This window comes from Actinomycetes bacterium (genome assembly GCA_036510875.1).
Taxonomy (GTDB): domain Bacteria; phylum Actinomycetota; class Actinomycetes; order Prado026; family Prado026; genus DATCDE01.
Genome location: DATCDE010000205.1, coordinates 1 through 8,211 on the forward strand (window position 1 = coordinate 1; position 8,211 = coordinate 8,211).

The window sequence follows — 8,211 nt, forward strand, 5'->3', positions numbered from 1 at the left end:
GAGCCGGTCGACCGGCTGGTCGCGCTGGGCACCGCGCTGCTCGGCGAGCCGGTGCAGGTGACCTCGGCTGAGGGCGGCGGGGTGGTCGCCACGGCCGGCGACCGCCGGGTGGACCTGTCGCTGAACGCCTTGGCCGAACAGGCCACCCGGCTGCTCGGCGCCGACGTCGAGGGGCTGTGGCGGTCATGAGCCGGCCCCTCGGGGTGCGCCGCGTCGTCGGCCCGCTCGTCGAGCTGGAGCCCGCGGGCGACCTGGCCATGGCCGAGCTGGTGGAGCTGGGCCCGCTGCGGCTGCCCGGTGAGGTGGTCGGGCTGGACGCCGGGCGGGCCACGGTCCAGGCCTACGAGTACACGGGCGGCCTGCGCCCCGACGACCCGGCCCGGCGACTGGGCCGACCGCTGTCCGCGCGGCTGGGCCCGGGGCTGCTCGGCGGCATCTTCGACGGGCTGCTGCGGCCGCTGACCGACGCGCCGTCCCGGTTGGTGGCCGGCGGCCCGCGGGGGCCCGAGACGGTGCAGCGGTGGCGCTTCGTCCCGGCCGACGGGTTGGCCGGTGAGCTGCGCCCGGGCGACCTGCTCGGCACGGTGCGCACCGGCAGCCCCATCGAGCACCGGGTCCTGGTCCCGCCCGGTGTCGCCGGCGCCGTCACGATGCACGCCGGCGACGGGGACCTCGGGCCGGACGACGCCGTTGCCACGGTGGGGTCGACGTCCGTGGGGCTGTTCGAGCACTGGCCGGTGCGCACCCCGCGGCCGGTGCGGGCCCGGCTGGACGACGTCGAGCCGTTGACCACGGGGCAGCGGGCCCTGGACCTGCTGTTCCCGATCGCCAGGGGCAGTTCCGCCGCCGTTCCCGGCGGGTTTGGCACCGGCAAGACGGTGCTGCTGCAGCAGCTGGCCAAGTGGTGCGACGCCGACGTTATCGTCTACGTGGGCTGCGGCGAACGAGGCAACGAGATGGCCGACGTGGTGGCCGACCTGCGCAGCCTCGAGGACCCGCGCACCGGCGGTCGGCTGGCCGAGCGCACCGTGGTCGTGGCGAACACGTCGGACATGCCGATGATGGCCCGTGAGGCCAGCATCTACACCGGCGTGACCGTGGCCGAGTACTACCGCGACATGGGCTATGACGTCGTGGTCATCGCCGACTCGACGTCGCGCTGGGCCGAGGCACTGCGCGAGTTCGCCTCGCGGACCGGCGCGTTGCCGGTCGAGGAGGGCTACCCCGCCGACCTCGCCTCGGCGCTGGCGGCCTTCTACGAGCGAGCCGCCGCGGTGACCACGCTGGGCGGCCGGCACGGGTCGGTCACGGTGGTCGGCGCGGTCTCGCCGCCCGGCGGAGACCTGGCCGAGCCGGTCACCTCCCACACCCAGCGGTTCGTGCGCTGCCTGTGGACCCTTGACCACGACCTGGCCTACGCCCGGCACTACCCGGCGGTGTCGTGGGCCGGCTCGTTCTCCCGCGACATCGACGGGCTGGCCCGCTGGCACGCGCGCAACGGCGACACGAACTGGGTCCGGCGGCGGGCACGGGTCGCCGCGCTGCTGGCCGAGGCTGACCGGCTGGCCGATCTGGCCCAGCTGGTCGGCGAGGGCGCCCTGCCGGGCCGGGAGCGCATGGTGCTGCTGTCCGGACGGCTGGTCCGCGAGGGCGCCCTCCAGCAGAGCGCGCTGAGCCCCGTCGACGCGTCGTCCAGCCCGGCCAAGACCGCGGCACTGGTGGACGCCGTGCTGGCCGTGGCCGACCGCTGCCAGCAGCTGGTCGACTCCGGCGTCCCCGCTGTCACCGTCGAGGAGGTCGACTTCGGACCGCTGCTACGGGCCCGGGAGGAGTCAGCCGATCCCGGGGTCGCCACGGCGCGGCTCGCCGACATCCTCGAGCGGCTCGAGGGGCTGCTGCCATGAGCGCGGTGTTCGGGGAGGTCGAGTACTCCCGGGTCCGTCGGCTCGACGGGCCGCTGCTGGTCGTCGAAGGGGTGCGCGGAGTCGGCTGGGACGAGTACGCCCATGTGCGGCTCGACTCGGGGGCGATGCGGCACGGCCTGGTGCTGGAGGTCGACCGCGACGTCGCAGTCCTGCAGGTGTTCGAGGGCACGGAGGGCATGGCGGCGACCGGCAGTTGGGTGGGCTTCACCGCAGAGCCGCTGCGGATCGCGGTGGGGAAGGACTGGCTGGGCCGGGTGTGCAACGGCCGCGGCGAGCCGGTGGACGGCGGCCCGCACGTGCTCGGCCGGACCAGGGCCGCCATCACCGGCGCCCCGCTCAACCCCACCTGGCGAGAGCCGCCGTCCGAGCCGGTGTTCACCGGGGTGTCCGCCGTCGACCTGCTCACCACGCTGGTCCGCGGGCAGAAGCTGCCGATCTTCTCGGTGGCCGGCCTGCCGCATCTGGACCTGGCCACCCAGATCGCCGCGCAGGCCAGCGCCGGCGGCGAGCCGTTCAGCGTCGTCTTCGTGGCGATGGGGCTGTCGCACGCGGACGCCGCCATGGTGCGCGACGCGCTGGAGGGTCGCTCGGCGGCCGCCGAGCTGGTGCTCGTGCTCAACACCGCGGACGAGCCGGTGATCGAGCGGATCCTTGCGCCACGGGTGGGCCTGACCATCGCCGAGGAGCTGGCCTTCACGGAGGGACGGCACGTCCTCGTGGTGCTGGCCGACATGACCAGCTACGCCGAGGCGCTGCGCGAGGTCTCAGCTGCCCGCGGCGAGATCCCGGCCCGCCGCGCCTACCCCGGCTACCTGTACAGCGACCTGGCGTCGCTGTACGAGCGCTGCGGCCGGGTGCGGGGGATGGCCGGCTCGGTGACGATCGTGCCGGTGCTCACCATGCCGTCGGGGGACATCACCCACCCGGTTCCGGACCTCACCGGCTACATCACCGAGGGCCAGATCGTGCTGTCCCCGGACGTGCACGCCCGCGGCGTGTACCCGCCCGTGGATGCCCTCGGCTCGCTGTCCCGGCTCATGCGCAAGGGCGCCGGCCCTGGCCGGACCCGGGCCGACCACCTCGACCTGGCCGCCCAGCAGCTGGCCGCGCTGGCCCGGGCCCGCAGCGTCCGGGACATCGCCGATCTCGTGGGCGTGGACGCGCTGAGCCGCACCGACCGGGCCTACCTGGACTTCCAGCGGGCGTTCGAGCAGGTGCTCGTCCACCAGCGCCGGGACGAGAGCCGCTCGATGGAGGAGTCCCTCGACCGTGGCTGGGCCGCGCTCGGTGCGCTGCCCCGGCGGGAGCTGACCATGCTGCCGCTGGCCGAGCTGGACAACCGCTACACGGCCGCGCCCGGAGGTGAGCAGGAGTGACCGGGGTACGGGTGCTGCCAGGACGGGCCGGCCGGCTGCGGCTGCGCCACCAGCTGGCCGTCGCCAACCGCGGCGCGGACCTGCTGCAGCAGCGGCTGCAGATCCTGCGCCGGGAGGAGCAGCGGTTCCAGCTGCTGGTCGAGCGGACCGAGCAGGAGTGGGCCCGGTCCTGCCGGGAGGCCGAGCAGTGGACGCTGCGGGCGGCGCTGGCCGGGGGCCAGCGCGGACTGCGTCAGGCCGCTCCGTCCGCACCGGTGCGGGCCGAGGTCCGCTGGAGCTCGACCATGGGGGTCAGCTACCCCGAGACCGTCCGATGCACGATCCCAGAGCCGCCGAGGACGACGCCGGCGGACGGTGTGGCCACGCCCGAGGCGCAGCGGGCCGCCGCCGTCGCACTGGAGGCCGGTGCTCGGCACGCTGCCGCGGCAGCGTCGGTCCGCATCCTGCAGGCCGAGGTGGCCGCGACCCGGCGTCGGCTGCGGGCGGTCAGCCAGCGGCGGATCCCGGAGCTGACCCGGGCCCTGGCGGCGGTCGACGTCGGCCTGGAGGAGCAGGAGCGGGAGGACGGCGCGCGGCTGCGCTGGGCCCTCGACCGGCGGACCGGAGGACGGCCATGATCAAGCGGATCCTGCTGGCCGTCGACGACTCCGAGGGCGCCCTGGCCGCCAGCCGGGTCGCCATCGACCTGGCGGACACCTGCCAGGCGGTGCTGCGGGTCGTCTCGGTGGTCGTCAACGGGGTGGTGGCCGGGGCGCTGGCCGACGGCGCTCCCCTCGAGCCGGTCCGGCAGCGTCAGCTGGTGGCCTCCTCCTCCGTGCTGCGCTACGTGGCCGAGGCGGCCCGGCGCCGGGGGCTCACGGTCGAGGCGCGGCAGCTGGAGGGCCGGGCCGCGCAGCGGGTGCTGCACGAGGCACAGGAGTGGTCGGCCGACGTGATCGTGGTGGGCCGCTCGGCCGTGCGGGCCGCCGGGCTGCCCTATGTCGGCAGCGTGACCGCGCACGTGCTGGAGTTCGCCGAGCAGCCGGTCCTCGTGGTGCCCCCGCCGGCTCGCCGGTAGGCGCTCCACCCCGTCGGGACGCAGCCGGGCCACCGGTAACGTCAGTGGTGGACCTGAGGAGGACTGTTGTGAGTGCAGCGGAAGCGGCCGATGTCCTGGTGCAGCACGACGGAGGCGTCGCGCTGGTCACGCTCAACCGTCCCGACAAGCTCAACGCGCTGACGCCGCAGATGCAGCTGCGCTACGTCGAGCTGCTGCGCGAGCTGGACGCCGACCTCGAGGTCCGGGTGGTCGTCGTGACCGGTGCCGGGCGTGGCTTCTGCTCCGGCGCCGACCTGGCTGCGCTTGCCGACACCGAGAAGCTGCTGTCCTTCGCGCCCGAGGCGGACCAGCTGCCCCTGGTGGCGCTGGGGATCCGCAAACCCGTGGTCGCCGCGGTCAACGGGCCGGTCGCCGGCATCGGCTTCGCGCTGATGCTCGCCTGCGACGTGCGCTTCGTGGCCGCTGGGGCGCGGATCGGGACGACGTTCTCCCGCCTGGGGCTGGTGGCCGAGTACGGGACGTCCTGGCTGCTGCCCAGGATCGTCGGGACCGGCCGGGCCATGGAGCTGCTGCTCTCCGGCCGCGCCGTCGACGCCGACGAGGCGCTGCGGATCGGACTGGTGCACGAGGCCGTCGCGGACCGCCCGGTGCTCGAGCGCGCGCTCGAGTGGGCGCACGAGGTCGCGGCGCAGTGCTCACCGCTGTCCCTGGCCACCATCAAGCGCCAGGTCTACGGCGACCAGGACCGGCCCAGGGACGAGGCGGTCGACCGCTCGGTCGCGTTGATGGTCGCCTCGTTCGGGTGGGGCGGCCTGCAGGAGGCGCTGGCCGCACGGCTGGAGAACCGTCCGGCCGCGTTCCCGGGTCTGGGCCCGGACGACTGAGCAGCCCGGACGACTGAGCGGTCCGGCCGACGGAGGGGGACCCGCCGTGGCGAGCGAGGCCATCGGCTCCGACCCCTCGCTCGTGGACGTGGGCACGGTGCTCGGGCCGCTGGGGACGGACCCGGACCGAGGGCTGACCGTCCAGGAGGCGGCCCGTCGGCTGGCCGAGACGGGGCCGAACGAGATCGCCGCCGAACGGCCGGCACCCTCGTGGCGCAAGCTCCTCGAGCAGTTCCGGGATCCGCTCATCTACCTGCTGCTTGCCGCGATCGTCATCTCGCTGGTGGCCTGGGCGGTCGAGCGTGCCGCCGGCTGGCCGTTCGACGCGCTCGTGATCGCCGTCATCGTCGTCCTGAACGCCGTGCTCGGCTTCGTGCAGCAGGCGCGGGCCGAGCCACGCGGTCGAGGCGCTGCAGCGGATAAGCGCCACCACTGCGACTGTTGTGCGGGAGGGCCCCAGCAGCGGGTGGCGACCCGCGAGCTGGTGCGCGGCGACCTCGACGCTCGCGACGATCGACCTGTACTTGCCGGGCGGCCTCGTCGAGGGGATCCATTCGCTAAGCAATGCCCGGACCGCAGGGTTCACGGTGCTGGTGCTCGCCCAGCTGTTCAACTCCTTCACCGCGCGGTCGGAGACCGTGACTGCCTTCCACCGTGTCCTCGCCAACCGCTGGCTGTGGGGCGCGGTCGGGCTGTCGGCGCTGCTGCAGGTCGCCGTCGTGCAGCTGCCGTTCTTCAACCGTGCGTTCACCACCACACCGCTGTCACTAGAGCAGTGGCTGGCCTGCCTCGCGATGGCCAGCGCCGTGCTGTGGGCCAGCGAGATCCGCAAGCTGTTCCTGCGACTTGGCTCCCGCTCCGAGAACCCGCCGTCCCCAACGGGAGGGCAGTGGGAGTGCCCTAGCTGGTCTGGTAGGCGGTGAAGGCGTCGCTGAGGTTGGGGAAGATGTGGTCGGCGGCGAACTTGTCGAGCACCCCATAGGTCTTCAGGGTCTGGAGCAGGTGGTCGTCGGCTCGGGCGAGGCCGAACTGGGCGCCTTGCTGGTGGACGAAGTCGACGAGGCTGCTCAGCGCGATCCCGGCCGAGTAGTCGACGTCGTCGATGGCTGAGCAGTCCAGGATGAGCCAGCGCACCTTGTCCGGAGCGGCTTGGATGACCGCCTCGACATCGTCGGTGAACCGGCTGGCGTTGGCGTAGAAGAGCTGGGCGTCGAACCGGAAGACGACCAGGCCGGGCAGGCTCTGCGCGCCGGCGGTCGCCGGCACGTAGGTGGGGGTGCCCTTGACGCTCTCGCCGACGACGAAGTCGCTGGGCCGGTAGGCCCGGCGGATGATCTCCAGGATCGACAGCACGATCGCCAGGATGATGCCCTGCTCGACGCCGACGCCGAAGACGACGAACCCGGTGGCGCAGGCGATCAGGAACTCGCTCACCCGGCGCCCGCGGATCCGCCGCAGGCCGGCCACGTCGATGAGGCTCACCCCGATCATGAACACGATGCCGGCCAGGGTCGCCTTGGGCATGTTGGTCAGCAGCCCGGTGGCGAACAGCACGAACACCAGCACGACCGCCGACATGGTCAGGTTCGCCAGCTGGGTCCGGCCCTTCTGCCCGTCCAGGATCTGGGTCTTGGTGGGGCTGCCGTTGACCACGAACGTGCCGCTGAGCCCAGCGGCGAAGCTGGCCCCGCTGAGCCCGAGGATGTCCCGGTTGATGTCCACCCGCTGCCCGTGTTTGGCGGCGAAGCTGCGTGACGTCGCCGCGCTCTGCGCGACGATGAGCACGAAGCAGGCGAACGCGATCGCGAGCACCTGCGGGACGTCGCTCCAGGTGATGCCTTGCGGCAGGCCGATCGGTGGGAAGCCCCCGGTCACCGCCCCGACCACCGCCACGCCGTGCGCGGAGGCGTCCGCCGCCGTGGAGATGATGATCGACAGGGCTACCGCCACCACCGCCCCGGGGACCCTGGGCAGGAACCGCTCGAACCCGATGATGAGCAGCACGGTACCCAGCGCGAACGCGAACGTCGCCAGGCTGGTGTCCGGGATGGACTGGATCATCGCCCACTGCTGCTGGAACCAGTTGCCGGAGCCCTTGGGCACCCCGAGCATGTCCGGGATCTGGCCGGTGAACACCTGGATGCCCACGCCGGTGAGGAACCCGATCAGCACCGAGGCGCTGAGGAAGTCACCGATGAACCCCAGCTTCAGCACCCGGGCGACCAGCAGCATGGCCCCGCACACCAGCGCCACCAGGCTGGTCCAGGCCACCCATTCGGCTGTGTTCGGGCTGAGCCCCGAGATGCCCAGCCCGGCCAGCCCGGCGGCCAGGATCGCCGCGGTCGCCGAGTCGGCCCCCACCACCAGCAGCCGGGAGGACCCGATCAACGCGAACATGATCGTCGGGAAGATCACCGTGTACAGGCCCGTCACCAGCGGCGTCTGCGCGATCGAGGTGTAGCCCATCACCTCCGGGATCGCCACCGCCGCCAACGTGACACCCGCCACCACGTCGGTCGACAACCACGACCGCTGGTAACCCTTCAACCACACCGGCAGCAGGTTCATCTGATGGTCCTCCTCCGCAGGGAGTGATCATGGCCAGCGTCGGTCCTCACCGTAGGGGTGTACGCCCCCCGCGTGCACCTGCTGGCCGGGCCGGTTTGGCGGATGCGGATCGCGAGCGGTCCATGGAGGAAGGCCAACCGTGAGTGATCGCTTGAGGCGCACTGACCCTGATCTTTCAGCCCGGCTCGGTGGGGTGGGGTGTTGTGACACGAAAGTGCCCTTCTGGCAACGGATAATCGTGATTGCGAAGTCCCGATTGGTCCGTCAAGAAGGGCACTCTCGTGGTGAAGGATACCGGGGGTGTTGTTCGAGGTTCCTGATGTCGTGCTGGCGCGTCCGACACGAGGGGTCCCGGCCCCGGTGGTGTCGGCGTCGGCCGATGACGTGACGCCGGTGGCAGGGGTGGCCCTGTGGGGGCC

The 8,211-nt window shown here is 72.9% G+C and carries 8 protein-coding genes and 1 pseudogene; 8 read left to right on the top strand and 1 reads right to left on the bottom strand.

Annotated elements, in window-relative coordinates; genetic code table 11:
• From VIM19_11980 to VIM19_12015, 8 genes and pseudogenes are all read left to right on the top strand, one after another.
• Positions 1 to 189 (top strand): hypothetical protein (locus VIM19_11980; protein ID HEY5185596.1); only part of this gene is annotated, 189 nt, incomplete at its 5' end.
• Positions 186 to 1,904 (top strand): V-type ATP synthase subunit A, encoded by a 1,719-nt coding sequence (locus VIM19_11985; protein HEY5185597.1) that lies wholly within the window; start codon positions 186 to 188, stop codon positions 1,902 to 1,904. The genes VIM19_11980 and VIM19_11985, both read left to right, overlap by 4 nt.
• Positions 1,901 to 3,301, top strand: a complete 1,401-nt coding sequence (locus VIM19_11990) for a V-type ATP synthase subunit B (protein HEY5185598.1) — start codon at positions 1,901 to 1,903, stop codon at positions 3,299 to 3,301. The genes VIM19_11985 and VIM19_11990 overlap by 4 nt, the downstream gene beginning before the upstream one ends.
• A complete protein-coding gene (locus tag VIM19_11995) occupies positions 3,298 to 3,918 on the top strand; it encodes a V-type ATP synthase subunit D (protein HEY5185599.1) in 621 nt (206 codons plus the stop codon). Before VIM19_11990 ends, VIM19_11995 begins: the two co-directional genes overlap by 4 nt.
• On the top strand, positions 3,915 to 4,358 hold the full coding sequence (locus VIM19_12000; protein HEY5185600.1) for a universal stress protein: 444 nt from the start codon (positions 3,915 to 3,917) through the stop codon (positions 4,356 to 4,358). Before VIM19_11995 ends, VIM19_12000 begins: the two co-directional genes overlap by 4 nt.
• Positions 4,359 to 4,426: 68 nt before the next feature.
• On the top strand, positions 4,427 to 5,224 hold the full coding sequence (locus VIM19_12005; GenBank protein ID HEY5185601.1) for an enoyl-CoA hydratase-related protein: 798 nt from the start codon (positions 4,427 to 4,429) through the stop codon (positions 5,222 to 5,224).
• Positions 5,225 to 5,312: 88 nt separating this feature from the next.
• Positions 5,313 to 5,492, top strand: a pseudogene (locus tag VIM19_12010) (cation-transporting P-type ATPase).
• A 175-nt stretch (positions 5,493 to 5,667) separates the two neighbouring features.
• Entirely contained in the window at positions 5,668 to 6,147 is a 480-nt protein-coding gene (locus VIM19_12015) for a cation-translocating P-type ATPase C-terminal domain-containing protein (GenBank protein HEY5185602.1), read from the top strand.
• Here VIM19_12015 and VIM19_12020 read toward each other — a convergent pair.
• Positions 6,125 to 7,792 carry a SulP family inorganic anion transporter gene (locus tag VIM19_12020; protein HEY5185603.1) on the bottom strand — a complete coding sequence of 556 codons (1,668 nt, stop codon included), beginning with the start codon at positions 7,790 to 7,792 and terminating at the stop codon, positions 6,125 to 6,127. The genes VIM19_12015 and VIM19_12020 overlap by 23 nt on opposite strands.
• Positions 7,793 to 8,211 lie beyond the last annotated feature (419 nt).

Excerpts from the sequence above, each read along its gene's own strand:
- VIM19_12020 (HEY5185603.1), bottom strand. The coding sequence starts at position 7,792 with ATGAACCTGCTGCCGGTGTGGTTGAAGGGTTACCAGCGGTCGTGGTTG.
- VIM19_11990 (HEY5185598.1), top strand. The coding sequence starts at position 1,901 with ATGAGCGCGGTGTTCGGGGAGGTCGAGTACTCCCGGGTCCGTCGGCTC.
- VIM19_12000 (HEY5185600.1), top strand. The coding sequence starts at position 3,915 with ATGATCAAGCGGATCCTGCTGGCCGTCGACGACTCCGAGGGCGCCCTG.
- VIM19_11985 (HEY5185597.1), top strand. The coding sequence starts at position 186 with ATGAGCCGGCCCCTCGGGGTGCGCCGCGTCGTCGGCCCGCTCGTCGAG.